This window comes from Pedobacter frigoris (assembly GCF_005116445.1).
Taxonomy (GTDB): Bacteria; Bacteroidota; Bacteroidia; order Sphingobacteriales; family Sphingobacteriaceae; genus Pedobacter; species Pedobacter frigoris.
Genome location: NZ_SWBQ01000004.1, coordinates 475,041 through 496,914, shown reverse-complemented (window position 1 = coordinate 496,914; position 21,874 = coordinate 475,041). Strand labels below are relative to the sequence as shown.

Genomic DNA, 21,874 nt, shown 5'->3' with positions numbered 1-21,874 from the left:
ATCGATTTATTTATTAATAAGTGCTTCTATCTTTTCTAATCTGTCTTCCAGATTAACTATTTTTTTATCTTTCTCAATCAAATGCAGCGTCAGCTCCTCAATCTTCTGAAGCAGCTTCGCATTCATGTCACCCAAATCAATCCCATTAGCTTTCACGTCACTCGCCGAAGGAATCCCTGGCAAATGACCTTTCTCTTTAATGTGTTTTTCTGTTTCCTGAAGCGTCGGAACCTTATAAGAAGGAGCGAAAACATAATCCGGCCAATTGGCATTCTCTACCTTGATCTCCCGTGCCCTTATTTTACCATTTACCTCTAATTTCTCTGTAGGGGTATTCATTCCGATTCCAATTTTTCCATCAACGAGTACATCGTTATTACTACTTACAGTATGAATTTGGGAAGTTGTTCCAGCTGGCATTTCGCCTACGGCATAGGTCCAGCCACTGTAATAATGATAAAACGAGTCTGAATAATCAGTTGCTGAAATCGTATAGTTAGCCCAATAAACCGAATTATTAGAAATCTCTATTCTGATAAAGGGAGAACCGTTTTTCATATAGGTTCCAAGTCTAATTCTAGAAGGCTTCTGATACCCTAGATCACTTTGCCACTGCGACCAGGAAAAATTGCCCTGATAATGATACCATCCAAGTGTAGCCTTCATAGCCTTATTCGTTGCATAGTACATATAGCCTGTTATTTGGATCTGAGGTGCAGCATAATCGCTGGCCGGTATATTGGTATTAATGTAGAAGTATGCAACACCATGATCCAACGGAGGAATTTTTAAAACATTAATAAATCCTCCGTTTCCTCCAATTGTTCCTGAAGCATGTAGATCCCCATTAACAGTTAGGGGACTACCAGGAGTTAGTGTTCCAATCCCAACATTACCGCTAGCTGGTAGTGTATTTGTCTGCGCATTTACAAAAATTCCACAAAGCACTAATTGAATTAAAATGTAAATTTTCCTCATATTATTTTTTATTTATTGTCATCTCTAATTTTCTCAATCTGTCTTCCTGATTATTGTTAAGCAGTTTTTGTTCCTGGAGCTGTTTATTCTTTTCAATCAAATGCAGCGTCAGCTCCTCAATCTTCTGAAGCAACTTTGCATTCATATCTCCCAAATCCACACCATTCGCCTTCACCTCACTTGCCGAAGGAATCCCTGGCAAATGACCTTTATCTTTGATGTGCTTTTCTGTTTCCTGAAGTGTCGGGACCTTGTAAGATGGTGTAAACACATAATCTGGCCAGGCACCCTGAAGCTTTACTTTCACAGACTCCGCAATCACATTACCGGCTACAGCTAGTTTATATCCTTTTGTGTCAGTAGTACCTATTCCTAAAGTACCTTCCTCTATGTAGTTTAACCCGTTACCCTTTATTTTTAAATTACCGATGGTGACAAGATCTTTACTAGGGCGTACTACAGGTATAAAATCATCAATATTAACTCCTATTGGAGAAGTGTTAATTTTAATTTGATTCTGATCATTTACTGTCTCTACCCTATTCTGCAGATAAGTAATTTTGACTTTGTAGTTAGTATAAAACCTAACATCAACATATACAGGCAAACCCATATTTGCTTTATCGGAATAATTTGTTCCGAGATCGTAAGGCGTTCCTAATGTCACCTTAGCATTATGTCCTATCCCATCACTTTCTACTAATTTCAAAACAGCACTCCCGCTGTTGGCACCTTGTCCATGCCCATTTTCCAAAATATATTTTTCATATCCTGTTTGAAAAGAATGTTGAAATAACTCAATCACTATTACTCCGCCGAATTGCCAGTGATGAGAATTATAACCGATTGTAGCAACTTCATACCTTCTTGCTTGTGCTTCGTTAGCTTGAATATTATTTATCACTGTTGTCTTCAACCCATTCTGATCAGTATGGATTTGTGAAAAGATATCTGTTACCGCAAGAGCAAAAAACATTGTCAATAAATATTTTTTCATAGCTATTTTTTTGAAGCTTTTAAAAGTTCAATCTCTTTATTTTGTCTTGCGTTGTCTTTCTGCATTTCAATCAAATGCAGCGTCAACTCCTCAATCTTCTGAAGCAACTTGGCATTCATATCCCCAAGGTCAACCCCATTAGCTTTCACCTCACTTGCCGAAGGAATCCCTGGCAAATGACCTTTCTCTTTAATGTGTTTTTCTGTTTCCTGAAGTGTCGGAACCTTATAAGACGGTGCGAACACATAATCCGGCCAAGCACCCTGAAGCTTCACTTTCACAGATTCTGCAATCATATTACCTGCCACAGCTAATTTATAACCATTAGGATAATTGGTTCCAATACCTGCGTTACCGTTATTATCGATTGTAATACTGTTGTTAGGATTTCCTTTCCCCCAATGCAATCCATTAACATTTGACCATAGGTACCCATAAACAGCTCCATCTTTATAAAATCTCATCTCCTGATTATCAGAAGTGAGATTTAGACTTTTGGTAATCGAAGCCTCACCAGTAACATTTAATTTAAAAGACATACCAGGATGTCCCATACCAATATTCCCATCATTGCCAATCCTGAAAACTGCATTACCGGTTCCATTCACATCATCAGAAGAAGCATTGACCCAAAAGTTGAGGTTGCTACTATAATCATAACCAATTCCAGCCCATTTTGCATTACTACTATTAAAAATCAAAACAGGATACGTGGCACTAAGTGTGGCTGTCTTATTCCAACCGGAAGTCATCGCGCTTCCACCAGTCACATGTAATGGAGTAGCCGGACTACCCGTACCAATCCCAACATTTCCACTCGCAGGAAAAATATTCGTTTGGCCAAATGAAACAATACAGGATGCTATTAAACTTGTTAAGAGGTAAATTTTCTTCATGTTATTTCTTATTAGATTTTAACTGTTTAACTTCCGTTTTTAGGTCTTGCAAATCTTTGTTTTGGCTCTCAATCTTATTATTCTGGTGCTCAATCTGTTTATTTTGATGCTCAAGAGTTTTATTCTGTTCAATCAAATGAAGCGTCAACTCTTCGATCTTCTGAAGCAATTTCGCATTCATATCCCCTAGATCCACCCCATTAGCTTTTACCTCACTTGCCGAAGGAATCCCTGGCAAATGACCATGGTCTTTAATGTGCTTTTCTATTTCCTGAAGTGTAGGAACCTTATAAGATGGCAGAAACACGTAATCGGGCCAGTTAGCAGTTTCAACTTTAATTTCTTTAGCACGGATGTTGCCATTTACTGCAAGTTTCGCATTGGGAATAGTAGTTCCAATTCCAACATTGCCATCGTTTCTGATAAGCATCCTTGGACTATCATCAAAGGAATCCCCCATAGTTTTTTCACTGGATTGCTGAGTATAGAAGTTAATCCCATTTTCACTAAACCCACCAACCATAATTGCACTTCGCGACATCGTAGGAAAACTATAGACCAATTTAGCTTGCGATGGATGAGGCTTAAGTCCATGACTTATAGTGAAACCCGCAGAAGAATAGAGACTTCCTATCGTATTATATTCATTATCCAATGGTTTACCGAACGCTAAATATTTCCCGGCGGTAGGATCTTCAATATTGATATTACCAACCACTGTCAGCTTTTGAGTTGGCGTGGTGGTTCCAACCCCCACATTCCCACTAGCAGGAAACGTATTGGTTTGCGAAAAAGCGCCAGAGCATACCAATCCCAGCACAAGTGTAACGAGTGATTTTTTCATAAGAATGAGTTTGTAATTAATTACGATAACACGATAAGAGTTAACTAAAGCCAGAAATCGGCTTCTATTGATTGACAGGCTAAGGCCTGTAAGAGAGAGAGTTAATTGAGCTGAGAACATTAACAGTATTTTTACATTGCGAAGTTGGTAATAAACTTTTTATAAAACCAACTTTCTCTATAAAATATTCCGGTTTAGGGACGAACTACATAATTTTGAGGATGTAATACACTTTTAGGACTTCATGCTCACATTCCCTGAGTATCCACCATCCGGAACCGCCTTGCGATAATCCGAAATAACGGCGATGTAAACCTCCACTTAATGTCAGTTCATTCTGCAATGCACAGCTATTCTCCTTTATTATATTTTTGGATTTATATTACTACTCTATTGCCTTTATTTTGCTAAAAGCAAAAGGATAGCAAAAGGATAGCAAAACAATAGCAAAAGGAAAGCAAAAGAATAGCAAAACAAAATATGAGCACAAGGCAAGCACATTACCACCTAAAACAAGAAAAGGATAGTCAGCATCCACTGCCCTATCCTTTTCTAACCTAAATTTTATTTTTTAATCACCTATATAAAATTCAATGCCCGATGATCAGAGGCATGAAATTTTCCTTAAAAAAATGTGGGCTGAATTATCCGCTGCAAAGAAACTCCATTGATGTTTAAACAACAATACCCATTTTTGGGTATTTTCCTCTGTAGAAAAAAATAAATGGCCACATATCGCTTTATAGACCATTTTAGGGGACTTTTGTTACAGTTTTAAAATTGAACCTGTAGATTCTCACTGTTTCACCTAAAAATATTATACTTTTGGTTATCCATGGGTTATCTAAATTAATTATGTCTCGTATTAGTATTGATCAGACCATTTCTGAAATTGCGGCTAATGCTGATAAACTTCCCGGAGTAGTAACGATTCACAACCTCAGGGACTGGTCCATTGTATGGATGTCTGACCGGGGTCTGAAGGGGCTAAACGTTACTGCCGAAGAGATCATTGGAAAAACTTCCGACGAATACCACAACCGCTTCTTTAATCCTGAAGATGCAAAGGATTATGTACCCAAAATTCTGGAACTCCTGCAAAGGAACAATGATGATGAAATACTCACGTTTTTCCAGCAGGTAAGGCGAGACAACAATACCGACTGGACCTGGCACATGAGCAGTGTCAAAATCCTCCTCCGCGATGAGGAAGAGCTGCCTTTACTGGCCATATCCATGTCTTTTCCCATAGATGCAATGCACCATATGACCACGAAGGCGTCCCGTTTGCTGGAGGAGAACAACTTCCTTAGGAAAAACTTTCACATCTATAGCAAGTTAAGCTCGAGGGAACGGGAAATACTCCGCTTGATGGCGCTGGGAAAGAGTTCCGGAGAAACGGCCGAAGAGTTGTTCATCTCACAAAACACGGTTGAGACCCACCGTAAAAACATTCGGCAAAAGCTGAATACGAATTCTTATTATGAGGTGTGCCAGTATGCCAGGGCTTTTGATCTGATCTAAACTCATGCACTACCGGAAAAGCTTCAGCGTTTCTTATTCAGTCCCCAGCTCCATTGCTCAAATAGCGTTGACTTTACCGGAACTATATTATCATGGTTGGCTTCGGTTCCAGACAACCATAGCGTTTCTCCCGCTACAGTATTGATCACCACATCTGTTTTCCCTTCCACTTCTGACATCATCAGTGCCGGCGAATCTGTTTTATCGGAACTCACCCTGCTGACCTGCATGTCTGTCTCTATCTTGCATTTTCCGCCTTTGGTGCTGAAGATCTTAATGAATACTGTTTTCCCCTGTACCCTTTTGGCAGATACCAGGAAGGCACCTTCTGCACGTAGCTTGTCGAAACTTACATCCTGCCATTTGGAAGGGATGGCCGGGAATACCCTGATCTTTCCACCCCAGCTTTGCAACAGCATTTCCTGGATGGATGTAGCCGCCGACAATGGTGTTTCTATCACAGGTCCTGATTCGCGGTAAAGTGTATTGGGCTGGATGTATTTATCGAACAGCTGGTTTAAAAGGTCATAAGACTGATCTCCCCTGCCCATCATGGCATTGATAGAAGCTGCCCCGGTAAAGGTATAGCCCTGTAATGCGCCTTTTAATGAAAGCCAGTGGTTCATGGACTTTTCTATGAGTTCCCTGTTTTCAGACTGGTCCCAGTTGAGCACCCGATACGGATAAATCATGAGCATATGTGAAAAATGGCGATGCGAGCTGGTCAGGGCCACGTCCTTGCCTATCATCAGGCCGGTATCATCTACAGGATATGGCGTAATGTGCTGTAAAATCTCCTCCCATTTACTTTTATCAGGATCTTTCAGGTTTTCGTCAGCATTCAGTTGAATGAGGGTCTGTAGTCCCCAGTTCAGGCTGGAAAGTACATAGTTGGCATCAGCAGCAGATTTGTATTCCGGAGAAAATGAAACCGGCAGGTGATAAATACCTTTATCGTCTTTTTTGAGGTGGTAGATGAGGTGGTTTACGGAACGTTTCAGCAAAGGATAGATAAATGACTTCAACTCTTTACTATCGCCCGAATACGTATAATACTGATGATAGTAAAACAGTGTCCAGGTCAGGTTACCCAGTTCGAATTGTCCATTTTCCTGCATGGCCTCAGCAACCGGCGCTACTAAATCATAACCGCTGATCCGGCCGATCGCGGCTGCGTCTTTTCTCCATTCCGCAGGAACGTTATTGATCAGGTTTTGGGTATTCTGATTGAGTGCCTGAAACAATGGTTTTCCAAGTTCGAGGTGATTAGCCGTAAAGATCGGCGAGTAAGTAAGCTGTGTATTGAGGTTCCACCATATGCCCGGCCATGGGGTCTTGCTGGTAAACCAGGGTCCCATCAGGTCGATCATGGGCTTACCCTGCCGGCTAGCCGAGGCCAATTTATAGAGCTGGATCCAGTAGAAAGATTCCATGCGCTGATCCGGAAGAGATATAAAGCTTTGCTGGTAAAACTGGTGCCACCAATTGGCGTGGGCCGCGAATTCGGCACTGAGCTTGGCGGTATTGAAACTCTTCAGCGCAGTGGTGGCTTCCCTGACCTCATCCTGGTTTCCTTTTGCATCGTAACCTACCGAGATCATTACTTCGGTGCGTAATGCTTTCTTAATGCTCCAGACTGTCGCGTAACCTCCATTGTTCAATAAAGGCTGACGGCAAATGGAGAAGCCTTGTTCGCTGCTGAGCTTGAAAGGCGGGTTTTCTGTGTATACCGCAGGGTTGCCTCCATTATTCTGAGCCATTCTTGGTGTCCTGCTTTTCTCAGGTACAAACTCCCAGTTGAGCACGAGTTCCTGTCTATTTCCCTTAGCAGAAATGTAGATGACATTTTTATTGGCGTGAACGTAAGCGTCGAATTCGATGCTCCCTTTGCTGGTATAGACAACCCCACTGGCTTTCCCGTTGTAAATGTTCAGTTCCATCTTTGCCCCGGTAATTGTCCCCGATGTTTTTAATAGCAGCTTCCCAATCGGAAGCCTGGCACGTGAAATCAAAGGTTCTGTCATGAGCTCGCTGCTATGCTCCCGCTGGTCTGTGACGTCAGTGCGACCAATATCAAAACGGACAGCACGGTCATCTTCCTTATAGATGTTCGTTCCCAACAATCCATTCCCCAAAATAATCCCCGTATAGTAGTTGGTACTGATGGAATCCCACTTTAAAGTCTGCCTTCCCATAAAAGAAGGCCAGTCAATCGTGATTTTTTTAACCTGTGCATTTACATTTCCTGCAAATAACAGCAGAAATAGAAAAGTAGAGCTATATTTCATACGCATTGGAATAACATATTAACTAAAACTAAACACTTTTTTTGATTTTATATGACATTTACCAAAATCCCTGAACATTATGACGAAAACGTAAAATGATTGCATAGATTTGCCCATAATAGTATAGCAATAAAATAGTTAAATATGACTTACCAGGAAAAACTGAGCGAAATACGTAAACAAATGAAAGCCGATCATGTAGCGGCCTACATCATTCCTTCTGCTGATCCACACATCAGCGAATACCTGCCAAACCATTATAAATGTATCCCTTTTACTTCGGGCTTCAGCGGCTCTGCAGGTACTTTGGTCATTACGCATGATTTTGCAGGTTTGTGGACTGACTTCCGTTATTTCGAACAGGCAGCAGAACAGTTGGAAAACAGCGGTTTTGAACTGGTAAAACAAAAAGTGCAGCATGCTCCTGAGTACATTCAGTGGCTGGTAGAAAAACTGGATAAAGGTGCTACTGTAGCGAGCAATGAGAAATTGCTGTCCCTGCTTTTGGGTGATATGATCTCCCAGCAATTCTCTGCAAAGGGCATTAACCTGACCAGCAAAGATTACTTAAGCCCGATTTGGGAAAACAGGCCTCAGCTGCCTGCTGAAAAAGCATTTTTAATCGCAGACGAGCATATCGGTCAGTCGGTAAGCAGCAAACTTGCTGCGGTAAGGACAATGCTTCAAAAACAGGGTGCAGATTATCACCTGGTTTCTTCTTTGGATGACTTGGCATGGTTATTCAATATCCGTGGCAAGGATGTAAGCTATAACCCGGTGGTATTGAGTTTTGCCCTGATCAATCAGGACCAGGCGAAACTGTTTGTCAACCCCGATAAGCTGAACAATGAAGATAAAGCGCTACTGTTGAAAAGCGGTGTAGTTGTATTTGCTTATGAGGAAATAGAAACTGCCCTGCAACAGATCCCTGAAAACAAAACCATACTGATAGACCCTAAGCGCAATTGCTTTGCCTACGCAAAATTGATCCCTGCTTCGGTAAGGATCATAAAGGCCATTAATCCTTCTACGGTGTTGAAGGCCATTAAGAATGAGACTGAGCTGGCGAATACACGTACTGCCATGCTTAAAGATGGTGTGGCGATTACCCGTTTCCTGAAATGGTTGTCGGAAAACATTGGCAAAACTACCATTACGGAACTTTCTGCCGCTGCGGTATTACGCGGTTTCAGAGCAGAACAAGATGGTTTTATTGGCGACAGCTTCAATACCATCAGTGCATACGGACCTCATGGGGCATTGCCTCATTACGGTGCTTCAGAAGAAAGCAATTCAGAAGTGAAGGCAGAAGGTTTATTCCTGGTAGATTCGGGAGGTCAGTATTTTTACGGCACGACTGACATCACCCGTACCATCCCGATGGGCAACAACACGGAAGAGGAAAGCACAGATTACACATTGGTCTTGAAAGGCATGATTGACGGCTGTAAGGTTCGTTTTCCGAAGGGTACATGCGGCTATCAGATAGATGCCATCACGCGCAAGCCTTTGTGGGACTATGCAATCAATTACGGCCATGGTACCGGTCACGGTGTAGGATATTTTTTAAATGTACACGAGGGCCCGCAGGTATTTAACCCAACGGCAACCCCTGTAGCGGTAGAGCTGGGGATGATCACCTCTGTAGAACCTGGTGTTTACCGTCCGGGCAAGCATGGGATCAGAATAGAGAACCTGGTAAATACGGTGAAAGGTGTGAGCAATGAGTTCAATGAGTTTTATGCCTTTGAATGTCTGACAATAGCACCGATCAGTACTAAAATCGTGAAGAAGGATTTATTGGAAGCGTCGCAGATCGCATGGCTGAATGAATACAACGCATTGGTGTTTGAAAAGTTAAGTCCGCTGTTGAATGAAGATGAGCGTGCATTTTTAGAAACGGAAACAAAGGCGATATAATAGGATCAAAATACCTATAAATGGGTATTTTGCCTTTTGATTATTTGATGTTCCTTTGTAGAAAATCTGGCATGGTGCCGGACGATAATATTATCCAATTAAAGAACATGTTTAAAACAATCAAATTAATCGCACTCATTGCCGTAGTGGCAACATTATTCGCTTGTAAAAAAGACCAAGCAGAAAAAAATTCTGACAGACTTGTTGGAACCTGGGCTGTACAAAGTATTCTTGACATAGAATATGAGAACAACGTGGAGACAGGCAGAGATGAAGACGCCGGAAATGGTGAGACACTTGAATTCAAGGCAGATGGCAATGGAATTCAGACAGACGGACAATATTCAGATTCATTCAAATGGACCGCGACTGACTCAGAGTTAAAAATAACCTGGGATGGTGATGAGGCCGATGTCTTTAAAATTAAGTCTTTAAGTAAAACTGATTTGCACATCTCAATAGAAGATATCGACGTTGAAAATAATATTACATACAAAGAGGTGACGGAGATTAAATTGAAAAAGAAATAATAACGGTCGCTTTAAATAAGGCGCTTAGTAAAAATTCAGCTGCTCAGAGAAAGCATTAGCGCTGGTGATGCGAAGCTTCAGCAGATGCAGCTTTCGAAGAGGATGCTTAATTTTTCTAAATAGCCGGATGCCGTTAAAACTTAACAAAGAGATCCCTCGAAACTCGGGATGACAAATACAAAAAGGGTCAATGTTTTGAAAACATTGACCCTTTTTTATTATTCCAAGAATTCTATTCCAGAACTTATTCCAGATTTACATTCCAGAATCATATACAAAACTTTCTTCTAAAGCGGACTGATAGACCTGTCCAGATGCGTATAACCTCCGTCAACATACACCATTTGTCCGGTGGTATGACTTGAAGTTTCTGAAAGCAGAAACACAGCCGCATTGGCAATTTCCTCTGCCGTCGTCATTCTCTGTCCCAAAGGTATCTTTGACGTGATGGAAGCGAGTTTCTCTTCAGGATTAGGCAATGTGTTGATCCAGGTCTCGTACAATGGCGTATAACATTCCGCTACGATCACTGAATTGACACGGATGCCATGTGGCAGTAACTCAACCGCCCATTCGCGGGTCAGCGCATTGCGGGCTCCATTAGATGCAGCATAAGCAGAAGTGCCACCCTGACCGGTATCTGCTACCTTGGAACCGATATTTACAATCGAGCCTTTAGACTCGATCAATGCCGGTAATGCGTGGTGCGCCATCAGGTAATAATGAACTACATTTTTATGAAGGCTTTCTACAAACTTCTCATAGTTGCCACTGGCCAGACCAACGCCATCATTTACACCGGCATTATTTACCAGTCCATCAATGCGACCGAATTGCGCAAGCACCTGCTTTATTGCATTTTCATTATCTGCCGGATTGGTTAGTTCAGCTGTAAGGCTAAACACCTGCCCTCCTTCAGCTTTAATGCTATCTGCGAGTTTTTCATTGTCGGCAGCATTGCGCCCAACGATCACCGGAATTGCACCTTCCTTAGCAAGGACCCTAACGATTCCTTCTCCGATTCCCTTTGCGCCACCGGTTACGATGATCACTTTATCTTTTAATTGCAGATCCATTGATTGCTATTTTAAATTGTAAAATTTAGTTGCATTACCGCCCCAGAATAGTTCTTGCTGATGCAGGGAGAGCTTCTTCGACACGTAGCCTTCCATGATGTCTATCAGTTGCCCGTATATTGCCGCAAGTAGGCTGACCGGCCAGTCTGACCCATACATTACCCTTTCGGCTCTAAAAGCATTAAAAACCACGTCGAGGTACGGTGTAAAATCTTCCGCTTTCCAGTAATTCCAGTCGGCCTCTGTCACGATTCCGGATACCTTGCAATACACATTCTCAAACCCGGCAAGCATTTCTATATCTTTTTGCCAATCGGCTATTTTCTTGTTCTTGATCTCGGGCTTAGCAATATGATCCAGCACAAAAAGCTGATTTGGGAACTTAGCCACCAGCTCTGCTGCGTACTTCATTTGATCAGGGAATATCAGCAGGTCATACGTATAACCAAAATCTCTCAATTTGCTGATGCCATTTACAAAGGCAGGTTTCAGCATTAAAGCTCGGTCTTCCTCACCCTGTAAAATATGTCTGAAACCCTTTAAGCGCTCATGCACACTCAGCTCTTCCAGTTGCGACTCAATATCGTCTGCCTGAAGATCAACCCAGCCTACAACCCCTTTGATAAATGGATTTGTTTTGGCATTCTGAAGCTGAAATTTATTCTCAGCCGGAGACTGATCGGACTGGACGACCACACACCCGTCAAACTCAAAATGTTCAAGTATGGGCTCCAGGTGCTTGGGAAGAAAATCGTCCCGCAGCACCTCCATATCCTCGGTAATCCAGCTGTCCCTTACCTTATTGAATTTCCAAAAATGCTGATGGGAATCAATCCTTAACATAGTTTTTTACCTGCTGTTTTTGAGTACCCAAGCCATCAATTCCAAGTTCAATCACATCCCCGTGCTTCAGGTAAACCGGAGGTTTAAACCCTAATCCGACACCAGCCGGAGTACCCGTAGAAATCACATCCCCCGGAAGGAGTGTCATGAACTGGCTCACATAAGAAACTACAAACGGTACATTGAATATGAAGTTGGCCGTATTGCCATCCTGCATCTTTTGACCATTTACTGTGAGCCACAGACGAAGGTTGTCTACATCTTTAATTTCATCACGTGTAGCCATAAACGGCCCCAGCGGAGCGAAAGTATCGCAACCTTTACCCTTGTCCCAGGTTCCGTTTCTCTCGATCTGGAACTCGCGCTCTGAAACATCATTGTGCAGTACATAGCCTGCGATATAATCCAGTGCATCAGCCTCTTCGACATAAGTTGCTTTTTTGCCGATCACAATGGCAAGCTCTACTTCCCAGTCTGTCTTTACAGAGTTTTTAGGAATGACAACATCATCAAACGGCCCCACCATTGCGGTAGTAGATTTCATGAATATCACCGGTTCCGGAGGTAGTGGCGCATTGGTTTCTTTAGCATGGTCTGCATAGTTTAAACCGATACAAACAATTTTTGAAGGGCGCGCAACAGGAGAACCTAAGCGGCTCCCTTCAGGTACTTTTACCAACGAATCTTTATTTGCAGCTATAAATTGCTCCAGTCTTTCCAAACCATTGTCATTAAAGAACTGCTCGTTGTAATCTCCGCCGAAGGCTGAAGTGTCATACCAAACGTCATCTATAATTACACCGGTCTTTTCCTGCCCGGCTGCTCCCCATCTGATTAATTTCATCGCTTAATTTTTTTATTTCTTTATGCTAATACTTAGTTGTTCAATTTTATAAATCCTCCGTCTATAGGATAGTCATTGCCTGTTACAAAACCTGATTCATCAGAACACAGGTATAATGCCAGTGAGGCAACTTCTTCAGGTTTGCCCATTCTTCCGATAGGCTGACTTTTAGAAAGCTTATCAAATACTTCAGTCTCCTGTCCAGCATAATTCTTGCTGATGAAGCCATCAACAAAAGGGGTATGTACCCTTGCCGGAGAGATGCTGTTGCAACGGATGCCTTCAGACATGTAATCGCGCGCTACAGAAAGCGTCATCGCGTAGATGGCCCCTTTGCTCATAGAGTAAGCAAAACGATCTGTGATGCCCACCAAAGCCGCAATAGATGCCATGTTGAGGATCACACCGCCGCCTTTTTTCTTCATTAAAGGAAGGGCGGCGTACATGCAATTGTAGGCGCCTTTTACATTGACATTGAAAACTTTGGTAAAATCTTCTTCACTGGTATTGTCGGCCTTGCCAATGTGTGCAATTCCGGCATTATTTACGAGGATGTCTATATCCCCGATCTTGTTGAAAATATCAACCACTTCTTCCTGGCTGGTCACATCACACATATAGGTAACCGCTTCGCCGTCGAATTTATTAATTTCGTTGAGCGTGCCCGACGAAGCTTCAATATTTACTTCGATGATGTTAACGAATGCGCCTTGTTTCGCGAATAGCGTGGCAATCGCTCTTCCGATCCCGCTTCCACCACCTGTAATAACTGCTGTTTTTCCTTTTAAACTGAACATATTAATTTGTCTATTTATAATGAAACTCCCCTTTTCCAGGGGATAAAATCATCCTGGTTCAATAATACAGCTTTTGGCGTAATTTCACCACTTGCAGCTTTAATACAATATTCCAGAATCTCGGTACCCATTTCCTCAATGGTCTTTTCTCCACGGATAATGGCACCGGTATCGATATCTATAATGTCATTCATCCGTGTAGCCAATGAAGTATTTGTAGCTACTTTGATCACAGGACAAACCGGATTGCCGGTTGGGGTTCCAAGACCTGTGGTAAACAGGATGAGTGTAGCACCACTTGCGGCTTTTCCTGTTGTGGCTTCTACATCATTGCCGGGGGTACAAACCAGACTCAGGCCTGGCTTAGTGGCCGGTTCTGTATAGTCAAGCACATCAACTACCGGAGATGTACCTGCTTTCTTTGCTGCCCCTGTACTTTTGATGGCATCAGTGATGAGCCCGTCTTTGATATTTCCCGGAGAAGGGTTCATGTGAAAACCAGAACCGACCGCATGTGCCTGAGCATCGTAAGTACGCATTAAAGAGATGAACTTTTCAGCAATTGGCTTATTCACACAACGGTCTACAATATTCTGTTCCGCACCGCACAATTCAGGAAATTCTGCCAGAAGAACTTTTGCGCCCAGTGCTACCAGCAGGTCTGACGTATATCCGACTGCCGGATTAGCAGAAATACCGCTAAAGCCATCGCTGCCGCCACATTTTACACCCACACAGAGTTTGCTGAGGGGAGCAGGAGACCTTTCCATTTCATTAATTTCCGTCAGTCCGACGAAAGTCTTAAGAATGGCATCTTTAATCATTTGGTCTTCACTTTGACTCTGCTGCTGTTCAAAAATGAGCACCTTTTTATTGAATGATGGATTCCTTGTCTTAATATCGTTCAGAAAATCATTGGCCTGAAGGTGCTGGCATCCTAAACTTAAGATCGTAATACCACCAACATTAGGATGGTCTGCATATGCCGCCAACAAATTGCTCAGTACAGCAGAATCCTGTCTCGTACCGCCACATCCTCCCTGGTGATTTAAAAATTTAATGCCGTCTACGTTTTTGAAAACCCTGTTGTCGACAGGATTGAGCGCAGACAGACTGTCTACCTGAAAGGAATCTATCGCCTGTCCATCCTGATAGGCATTCAATAAATCTTTAGCAAACTGCTTATACTTGTCGGTCACATTGTATCCCAGAGAATTATATAACGCTTCCTTAATCACGTCCAGGTTCCTGTTTTCGCAGAATACTGTTGGGATAAACAACCAGTAATTGGCGGTTCCCACTTCTCCATTATCGCGATGGTAGCCATTGAATGTTCTGTTTTGAAATGCAGAAACATCAGGCGCCTGCCATTGATAATTTACATCACGGTAAGCATAATCCTGAGCAGCATGGTGTACATTATCAGTTGTCATCAAACCACCTTTTGGAATAAAGGCAGTTGCCTTTCCTACCAGAACACCATACATGAGTACATCCTGGTCTACCGCTCTTTCGGTAATGAAAAATTTGTGTTTGGCATGCACATCATCCTGCAGGGTGATGGTTTGGTTGTTCCATTCCACGACCAGTCCTTTAGGTAAATCCTGTAAGGCTACCAGGACATTGTCGTCCGGGTGTATTTGTAAAAAACTCTTTTTAACGTTTGCTGACATTAGGCCCTCAATTCAAATATTTTATTCATCATCATCCATTTTTCACCGGGTTTTGCACCCGGTACTGCCTGCTGGTATTTCCACATCAGCTGCTCCCACTCCTGTACTTTTTCATTTGCTGCATCCATAGCACCTTTTTTCTCAAAACTGAAGGTAGCATTTACCTCCATGATCATGAACAAACGGTTGCCATAGCGGTAAATTTCCATCGCTTCAATTCCCGCAGTAGTGATACTACTTTTAATCTCAGGCCATACTTCCTGATGCATTTCTTCATATTGTTTAATCAACTCCAGATCATCTACCAGATCCAGAGTTAAGCAGTACCTGTTCATATTATATATTTTTAACTTCTTTAACAACTTTATGTCCGCTTATTCCAAACAGGAATACAACAATGAAACAGATGAGTGGCACAATGTAACCCGTTTGGATATTATGAGTGACATCACTTATATACGCCATTGCAGGAGGTAATATTGCACCGCCTACGATAGACATGACAATCAGACTACTTCCATATTTGGTATCACTTCCCAGATCTTTAATTCCAAGTGAGAAAATTGTAGGGAACATGATGGACATGAAGAAGGCGATGCCAATAACAGATGCCAATGCTAATGTCCCGGTGGCTGTCATAGCGACTACACAAAGCAGTACGTTGATTACGGCATAGATCACAAGCAGCAACTCTGCTTTAATGAATTTCATTAAGAACGTCCCGACAATCCTTCCGATCAGGAACGCTAGTCCTGCGCCTATTCCTGCTAAATCTGCTGCTCTTTGCTGATCTATACCGGCAGCTTTAGTAGCATACAGTACGAAGAAACTAAATACACAAACCTGCGCACCTACATAGAAGAACTGCGCCACAACGGCCCAACTCAGATGTTTGTGTCGAAGCGCATGAAACACCCCTTTTTTTCCGCCTGTTTCTTTTTCTGTTTCCTGAACCTCAGGCAGTTTCAGAAAGATAAATATGATGGCTATGACCAGAATGATGCTACCTAAAATAAAGTAAGGAGTCTTTACCGATGACGCTTCAGAAGCAAGCGCTACTTCTCTTGCCGAGGCAGTCATGACATTTAACTCCTCGTCCGAAAGTCCTTTAATCATGATGATCCTTGACCCAAGCATTGGTGCTAAAGTTGCAGCAAGTCCATTAAAAGTCTGGGCAAAGTTCAGGCGGAATGTAGCCGTTTCCGGCGGACCTAACAAAGACGCGTACGGATTAGCGGCAGTTTCCAATATGGTGAGTCCACATGCGATGATAAATAGTGCTCCCAGAAAAAACACATACATCTGTGTATTAGCCGCGGGGATAAATAAAAATGAACCAATGGCAAACAAGGCTAATCCGAAGATGATCCCCGTCTTATAACCATATTTTTTCATGATAAATCCCGCAGGTAAAGCCATCACGAAATAGGCAATAAACACCGCAGAGTCTACCAGTGATGCCTGTAAGTTAGTCAGGCTGAAAGATCTTTTTAAATGTGGAATAAGAATTGGATCCAGGTTATGAACGAAACCCCACATAAAGAATAGTGAGGTGATCATAATGAACGGAAATAAGTATTTGTTTTTTGTCATCGGTTTATTTATTTGGTTATTCAAATAACGTGGTTTCCGACGTTATTTATTTAATCATTTTATCCATTCATTAAACTATTTTGGCAGATAAAGTAAGTGATCTCTTCACAGACTGCGCCAGTTAGGCCCAGCGAAGGGCTGGGCAACCTGACAATGCCTGTTCTGAGACACTGACTTTAAAGGAAACAGGATGTATAATGAGCGGGCGAAAAGAAACCAGGGCGCAGAGCAAGGAAGCAGCTTGGATCTTTATAGCAGGGAGAAATATTCTTTGCTCCCTGCTTTCAGGAAAAAATAGCTGCTCGGAACAGGCATTGTCAGGTATGTGACCGCAGGGAGCTTAGCTGGCGCAGCCTGTGAGGAGTCTGCTGTTTTTCCTGAAAAATTAAAGCACCAAAAATTACTTAAACTCTAGCCGGACATTTGGCAAACCTAAAGTAGTGTGTGCTGACCGTGGATTGTGCAATTTCCAGCTAACCGGATAATATTTCCCTTTTTGTACCTGCAAAGATGGTAGTGTTTTATGATATATGACCTGCGGCACATCATTGGCAATCCCTACAGTCGTACTTTTCTGAAAACCATTATAGAACTTAACGATCAGCTGGTTCTTACCTTTTTTCAGTGGAAGAAGAATGACATCCTTCATTAGTTTTTCCTTCAGGGGATTATTATGCTCATCCAGGATTTCTCCATTGAATGCTACTGTTACAGCATCTCCACTTGTAATACCTACCAGATAAGATTGATCCTTATCAGAAGTAATCTCCTGGAGCAGATAAATCGCTGTCTCTTTCTCCGCACTCACTTCATAAGTTAAGTTATTCTTCCATCCAGACATTGCTTCCCAAACTTTGCCCCTATTGGCCGGCCAGGGTTTACTCACATCGATATCTTTTAGATTCCCATGTACTCCACCCGGGCCTGAATAGTAACTGCCCGATTTATAAAGCGGACCCCAAGTAATAGATGACGGTGTATTGTCCAGCTTATCGGTTTCATTTCCGCTCAATGCTACGGTACTGACTTTACCATTGATTTCAAGATCAATTTCTTTGCCCCTTTCATTGTCTGTAAAGTAGAGTTTAGGTGTTATGATTCCGCTTGTTGCAGGACTCAAAGTCCAGGATTCCTTTACGGTACTTTGATAGCGGTTGTTGTAATCAATTCCTGAGTTGCTGTAATGCTTAAACCCATTGTGACTGTTTAGTGTTAAAATGCCCGTGTTTTTCTCAATGATATTTGCCGGAGGTACGTTGTATCCGTTTGCAAACTCTATAGCGATTACTTTAAATTCTTTAGCAATATCCAGGTCTGCTGGAACCGTAATGGTGACTCCAGCCGCATTTTGAGTATACTTAGCCTTCTTATCTTCACCTAAGACGCTTGCGCTTTTTATCCTTCCGGTAAGGCCTGGCAAGGTAATGATGCCATTCTCCGGAGATGAAAGCAGGTGTAAGTATATTTTATTGGGTCTGCTGGTCAGGCTACCCCATTTAAATGAAACATGAAAAGGATCGGCATCTGTTCCGTAGATCGCCTCCTTATTTTTCTCCAGCCATTTACCAATATTCAGCAGAATGTCCTTTTCAAAAGGCACAACAGAGCCATCGCCTTTAGGACCAATGTTCAGCAGGTAATTTCCTCCGCGGCTGACCACACGAATCAAACTGGTCAGTTTCTCCTTTTGCTTTTCTTCTTCACTGCCTCTTTCCTGCCATGAGCGATAACCCCAGGTTTCATCAAAGAAAGACGCGGGAGATTGCCATGGCACTCCGATTGCATAATCCGGCTCCTGATTGTCACCCATTACATTGAAATCACCCATATCATTTCCAATCCGGCTTCCGATCATACAGTTGGGCTGTAATTTATGTACTACATCTCTCAATTCACGGCTGTCCTTTTCACGCTGTGATCCCATATCAAACCAAAGCTCAGAAACCGGCCCGTAATTGGTCAAAAGTTCTGTAATCTGCTTCTTATTGTACTCCACATGCTCGGGAGTAATGAAGTCTGAATTATGACTTGAGATTGGCGAGGCCTGAGGAAAATGCCAGTCAATCAAAGAAAAATACAATCCAAATCGTAATCCACCGCGTTTACAGGCCTCAGACAATTCCTTCAGCACATCCCGCTTGAAAGGCGTAGCGTCTACAACGTTGAAATCGGTAGTACTGGTCTTAAACATGCAGAAACCATCATGGTGTTTTGAAGTGATCACAATGGACCGCATGCCTGCTTTTTTAGCGAGGGACACAATAGAATCCGCATTCCATTTTTCCGGATTAAACCTTTTAGCAACATCAGCATAAGTATCGCTATAAATACCTGCATGAGCCTGTATTTGTTCACTCAAGCCTTTTGACACAGGCTTACCTTCCCAAACACCTCCCAATACAGAATATATTCCATAGTGAATGAACATAGAGTACTTCTGAGCCTGCCAATCCTTAAGTGCCTTTGGATCATGTTGTGCAAAAGCGAAGGCATTCGCAAAAATCAAGAGGGCTAATAAAATAGTTTGTTTCTGTTTCATGGTTTAAAACCTTTAGTTCCGGTTATTTTATGGGTTTATCCAGTTTTACTTTTTGAGTATTCTGATTTCTAAATATAGTGAGTTCAATGCTTTGATTGGACTTCACCCGTTCCTGTTCATTAAGCAGATCAGCCATTTTATTGATCTCCCTTTGTCTGAAACCCAGTATCACATCATTGGGCTTTAATATACCAGCCCATGGGCTACTTGCATCTATACCCAACACCAGCACGCCTTTTTCAGAAGACATTCCTGTGGCTGAGCGTTCTCCAAGTGTTTCGAGGTTCTTGATACGGACACCAAGCCATTGCACGATCGGATCCCTACTGACTTGAATCGGCTTTGCCAATACCGGCAGCGGGGCTTTCTTCGCAATTTTAGCGAGCTGCGGACTTACCCCAAATTGATCTGTAGGGAAATTCCTGAAGCCCATAGCCAATGCTTTAGAACCTGGTTTTACGCGGTAATCTCCAACCTCTGGATTTATAAACATGGCATCACCATAAACAGAATGCTGATCTGTGCCTGCAAGCCGGGCTTTCTTTAAAGCTGCACTATCCGGGAATAAGTTGTGATCAATTTCCTTTCCCCAATGATTGATACCAATCGGATAGTAATTGCGCATGACGATGTTGTGTTTAAAAACATCACCGCTATTCGCAAACCAGACATGCGGATGGAAGGAATTGTTAAGGATGATGTTATTTTCAACGGTTCTGTAAAATCCCTCACGGAGTTTTAGTCCTCCGTTTAAACAAACATTATTGTAAATATGGTAATTGCTGGATCCGTCATCCAGATCTATATCCCAGCCATGATTACAATGAAAACGGTTGTCGTGAATGGTGATGATTTTGACAACATCTGCAGTGATGAGTGACGGGTGGTTCTTTGCGATTTCATTCATTACTGATACCTCAGGATGCCAGTAACGGTCTCTTCCCCAAGAGTTAAAAGCACCATGGTCGCCGGTTTCCAGAACGGCATTAAAAACATCATTGTATGCGATGACGTGGCCTCCCCATGTACCTTCACTGATATTGATACCTGCCCTTGGTACGTCATAAATAGTATTATGGCTGACGGTAATGTCCATAGACATAGAGATTTGTACACCTGCAACCTGCTTTTCTACCTGTCCTAATCCATACATCAGCGTATTCTCAACCTTGCAATTCTGAGGGTAATTGTTAGTCTTCGGCCCCCTTGCAGTATCTATTTGCTCCAGAGGCACAAACCTATTATACTCAAAACTCCCTGAACGTACTGCATTTGGATCTCCAACGAAACAAACTCCACTTGCGCCGGCATAAGCAATATGGCAACCTGAAATGGTGCTATTCTTATTATAGTTACTTAAAAATATGGCATTGCCTCCTACAGTATTGAAATAACAAGATCTGACCTGGCAGCGCTCAGTGCCTTCCATGAAAACAGCACCTCCCCGGTAAATCGTCCAGTCACTTCTTAATAAGGGTTCTTTGGTTTCCATAAAAGTCCTGACCGTATGGGCCAGCTCAAGCCCTTCAATGCTGATGTTTTTCACAGGTCTGGCGACAGATCCTTTAAATTCAAAAAGATGCTTCAGCTGTGGCACTTCTATGCTGGCCTTTTCCAGAGCTGCGTTGGTTTGCGTTGGGTAGTAATAGATTTTCTTTTCAGCTTTATCAAAAAACCATTCACCTGCGGTATCCAGTTCTTCAAAAATATTTTCTACGAATCTATATTTATCGTGCATGCCCATCTGCCGGTTATTCTGAAAGCCTCCTTCGAGCTTCAACTTGCCCTCATCTTCTTTGCCCTTTATTTCATAATGATATCCACCCCATTCTGCCTTGTGTAAGGCGTGAATAAATCCTCCTGCCGGATTTTTCCATTTGGAAATCCGATCTGGACTGAGTGCATCAGCAGCAAAACCGCCATAAAATCTGATGGAAGGGTTGTAATTGGGATACCTTGCCATTCTCTGCTGTTTATGGTCCACATAAAGCTGATCAAAATCAATATCATTGGTGATCCTGGCCGTCATTATACCACCCTCATAAGACTCCCAATTTAATTTTAAAGGAACTGCCCCGCTAATGATTACCTTATTTCCGGGACAAGCTTTAATTACCATTTCCTCCCCTGTCTTCCTGGAATCAGCTGGTGTAAAAGTGATACTTTCGGACAAGTAATAGGTTCCTTGCAGCAGGTAAACGGCAACTTTCCCCTTCACTTTACGGGCCTCCAGCTGTGCTCTTTTTATACTGGCATATGGCTGGGCCCTGGTGCCTTTTGATTGATCATTTCCCTTAACAGAAACATAAATATCGTGAGCAATGCCATCACTGGTTTGCAACAGCAACACCGCAAGAATAAAGGAGAACAATGTTTTCATGGTTTGAATTTGGTATATTCAAAGAAAGCAAATTAGACTAAGCAAAATTTACTTCAATTGTCAAAACAATAAACAATTTTGGCAGATAAGTCAGTGCTCTCTTCTCAGGCTGCGCCAGCTAATCCCGGCGACAGGCGGGCAAACCTGACAAT

Annotated in this window: 17 protein-coding genes; 3 read left to right on the top strand and 14 right to left on the bottom strand. The window is 42.4% G+C overall.

Translation table 11 applies throughout. The features are described 5' to 3' along the window. Positions 1 to 6 precede the first annotated feature (6 nt). The 4 genes from FA047_RS15920 to FA047_RS15905 are packed head-to-tail and all read right to left on the bottom strand — an operon-like array spanning position 7 to position 3,715. Entirely contained in the window at positions 7 to 978 is a 972-nt protein-coding gene (locus FA047_RS15920) for a hypothetical protein (RefSeq protein ID WP_136837061.1), read from the bottom strand. Between the two features lies 1 nt (position 979). Next, a complete protein-coding gene (locus FA047_RS15915) occupies positions 980 to 1,975 on the bottom strand; it encodes a hypothetical protein (protein ID WP_136837060.1) in 996 nt (331 codons plus the stop codon). Between the two features lie 2 nt (positions 1,976 to 1,977). Then, positions 1,978 to 2,871 carry a hypothetical protein gene (locus FA047_RS15910; protein WP_136837059.1) on the bottom strand — a complete coding sequence of 298 codons (894 nt, stop codon included), beginning with the start codon at positions 2,869 to 2,871 and terminating at the stop codon, positions 1,978 to 1,980. 1 nt (position 2,872) lies between these two features. Beyond that, positions 2,873 to 3,715 (bottom strand): hypothetical protein, encoded by an 843-nt coding sequence (locus FA047_RS15905; protein WP_136837058.1) that lies wholly within the window; start codon positions 3,713 to 3,715, stop codon positions 2,873 to 2,875. A gap of 855 nt (positions 3,716 to 4,570) precedes the next feature. Here FA047_RS15905 and FA047_RS15900 point away from each other — a divergent pair. Next, the gene (locus FA047_RS15900; RefSeq protein WP_136837057.1) at positions 4,571 to 5,239 is read left to right on the top strand and encodes a response regulator transcription factor; all 669 of its coding nucleotides are present in this window, start codon (positions 4,571 to 4,573) and stop codon (positions 5,237 to 5,239) included. Positions 5,240 to 5,262: 23 nt separating this feature from the next. On the opposite strand, the gene FA047_RS15895 is transcribed toward FA047_RS15900, so the two are convergent. Beyond that, entirely contained in the window at positions 5,263 to 7,527 is a 2,265-nt protein-coding gene (locus FA047_RS15895; protein WP_136837056.1) for a glycosyl hydrolase family 95 catalytic domain-containing protein, read from the bottom strand. A gap of 144 nt (positions 7,528 to 7,671) precedes the next feature. Here FA047_RS15895 and FA047_RS15890 point away from each other — a divergent pair, with 144 nt between their 5' ends. Both FA047_RS15890 and FA047_RS15885 read left to right on the top strand, forming a co-directional pair. Next, complete coding sequence (locus FA047_RS15890; RefSeq protein ID WP_136837055.1) at positions 7,672 to 9,447, top strand: aminopeptidase P family protein; 1,776 nt, start codon at positions 7,672 to 7,674, stop codon at positions 9,445 to 9,447. Positions 9,448 to 9,554: 107 nt separating this feature from the next. Continuing rightward, complete coding sequence (locus FA047_RS15885; protein ID WP_169304429.1) at positions 9,555 to 9,977, top strand: lipocalin-like domain-containing protein; 423 nt, start codon at positions 9,555 to 9,557, stop codon at positions 9,975 to 9,977. Between the two features lie 287 nt (positions 9,978 to 10,264). Here FA047_RS15885 and FA047_RS15880 read toward each other — a convergent pair whose 3' ends face one another. From FA047_RS15880 to FA047_RS15840, 9 genes are all read right to left on the bottom strand, one after another. Continuing rightward, positions 10,265 to 11,053 carry an L-fucose dehydrogenase gene (locus tag FA047_RS15880; protein ID WP_136837053.1) on the bottom strand — a complete coding sequence of 263 codons (789 nt, stop codon included), beginning with the start codon at positions 11,051 to 11,053 and terminating at the stop codon, positions 10,265 to 10,267. Positions 11,054 to 11,059: 6 nt separating this feature from the next. Then, positions 11,060 to 11,896: an amidohydrolase family protein gene (locus tag FA047_RS15875; RefSeq protein WP_136837052.1), complete on the bottom strand. Its 837-nt coding sequence runs from the start codon at positions 11,894 to 11,896 to the stop codon at positions 11,060 to 11,062. After that, complete coding sequence (locus tag FA047_RS15870; protein ID WP_136837051.1) at positions 11,883 to 12,740, bottom strand: fumarylacetoacetate hydrolase family protein; 858 nt, start codon at positions 12,738 to 12,740, stop codon at positions 11,883 to 11,885. Before FA047_RS15870 ends, FA047_RS15875 begins: the two co-directional genes overlap by 14 nt. A 32-nt stretch (positions 12,741 to 12,772) precedes the next feature. Further along, positions 12,773 to 13,537: an SDR family NAD(P)-dependent oxidoreductase gene (locus tag FA047_RS15865; RefSeq protein ID WP_136837050.1), complete on the bottom strand. Its 765-nt coding sequence runs from the start codon at positions 13,535 to 13,537 to the stop codon at positions 12,773 to 12,775. Between the two features lie 14 nt (positions 13,538 to 13,551). Next, positions 13,552 to 15,210, bottom strand: coding sequence for a UxaA family hydrolase (locus tag FA047_RS15860; RefSeq protein WP_136837049.1), 1,659 nt, complete (start codon positions 15,208 to 15,210; stop codon positions 13,552 to 13,554). Beyond that, positions 15,210 to 15,545 (bottom strand): L-rhamnose mutarotase, encoded by a 336-nt coding sequence (locus tag FA047_RS15855; RefSeq protein WP_136837048.1) that lies wholly within the window; start codon positions 15,543 to 15,545, stop codon positions 15,210 to 15,212. Before FA047_RS15855 ends, FA047_RS15860 begins: the two co-directional genes overlap by 1 nt. 1 nt (position 15,546) lies before the next feature. Then, positions 15,547 to 16,803, bottom strand: a complete 1,257-nt coding sequence (gene fucP, locus FA047_RS15850) for an L-fucose:H+ symporter permease (RefSeq protein WP_136837047.1) — start codon at positions 16,801 to 16,803, stop codon at positions 15,547 to 15,549. Positions 16,804 to 17,203: 400 nt separating this feature from the next. Further along, positions 17,204 to 19,342 carry an alpha-L-fucosidase gene (locus tag FA047_RS15845; protein WP_136837046.1) on the bottom strand — a complete coding sequence of 713 codons (2,139 nt, stop codon included), beginning with the start codon at positions 19,340 to 19,342 and terminating at the stop codon, positions 17,204 to 17,206. 22 nt (positions 19,343 to 19,364) lie between these two features. Further along, positions 19,365 to 21,722: a PDZ domain-containing protein gene (locus FA047_RS15840; protein WP_136837045.1), complete on the bottom strand. Its 2,358-nt coding sequence runs from the start codon at positions 21,720 to 21,722 to the stop codon at positions 19,365 to 19,367. Positions 21,723 to 21,874: the final 152 nt, after the last annotated feature.

Excerpts from the sequence above, each read along its gene's own strand:
- FA047_RS15920 (WP_136837061.1), bottom strand. The coding sequence starts at position 978 with ATGAGGAAAATTTACATTTTAATTCAATTAGTGCTTTGTGGAATTTTT.
- FA047_RS15915 (WP_136837060.1), bottom strand. The coding sequence starts at position 1,975 with ATGAAAAAATATTTATTGACAATGTTTTTTGCTCTTGCGGTAACAGAT.
- FA047_RS15910 (WP_136837059.1), bottom strand. The coding sequence starts at position 2,871 with ATGAAGAAAATTTACCTCTTAACAAGTTTAATAGCATCCTGTATTGTT.
- FA047_RS15905 (WP_136837058.1), bottom strand. The coding sequence starts at position 3,715 with ATGAAAAAATCACTCGTTACACTTGTGCTGGGATTGGTATGCTCTGGC.
- FA047_RS15900 (WP_136837057.1), top strand. The coding sequence starts at position 4,571 with ATGTCTCGTATTAGTATTGATCAGACCATTTCTGAAATTGCGGCTAAT.
- FA047_RS15895 (WP_136837056.1), bottom strand. The coding sequence starts at position 7,527 with ATGAAATATAGCTCTACTTTTCTATTTCTGCTGTTATTTGCAGGAAAT.
- FA047_RS15890 (WP_136837055.1), top strand. The coding sequence starts at position 7,672 with ATGACTTACCAGGAAAAACTGAGCGAAATACGTAAACAAATGAAAGCC.
- FA047_RS15885 (WP_169304429.1), top strand. The coding sequence starts at position 9,555 with ATGTTTAAAACAATCAAATTAATCGCACTCATTGCCGTAGTGGCAACA.
- FA047_RS15880 (WP_136837053.1), bottom strand. The coding sequence starts at position 11,053 with ATGGATCTGCAATTAAAAGATAAAGTGATCATCGTAACCGGTGGCGCA.
- FA047_RS15875 (WP_136837052.1), bottom strand. The coding sequence starts at position 11,896 with ATGTTAAGGATTGATTCCCATCAGCATTTTTGGAAATTCAATAAGGTA.
- FA047_RS15870 (WP_136837051.1), bottom strand. The coding sequence starts at position 12,740 with ATGAAATTAATCAGATGGGGAGCAGCCGGGCAGGAAAAGACCGGTGTA.
- FA047_RS15865 (WP_136837050.1), bottom strand. The coding sequence starts at position 13,537 with ATGTTCAGTTTAAAAGGAAAAACAGCAGTTATTACAGGTGGTGGAAGC.
- FA047_RS15860 (WP_136837049.1), bottom strand. The coding sequence starts at position 15,210 with ATGTCAGCAAACGTTAAAAAGAGTTTTTTACAAATACACCCGGACGAC.
- FA047_RS15855 (WP_136837048.1), bottom strand. The coding sequence starts at position 15,545 with ATGAACAGGTACTGCTTAACTCTGGATCTGGTAGATGATCTGGAGTTG.
- fucP (WP_136837047.1), bottom strand. The coding sequence starts at position 16,803 with ATGACAAAAAACAAATACTTATTTCCGTTCATTATGATCACCTCACTA.
- FA047_RS15845 (WP_136837046.1), bottom strand. The coding sequence starts at position 19,342 with ATGAAACAGAAACAAACTATTTTATTAGCCCTCTTGATTTTTGCGAAT.
- FA047_RS15840 (WP_136837045.1), bottom strand. The coding sequence starts at position 21,722 with ATGAAAACATTGTTCTCCTTTATTCTTGCGGTGTTGCTGTTGCAAACC.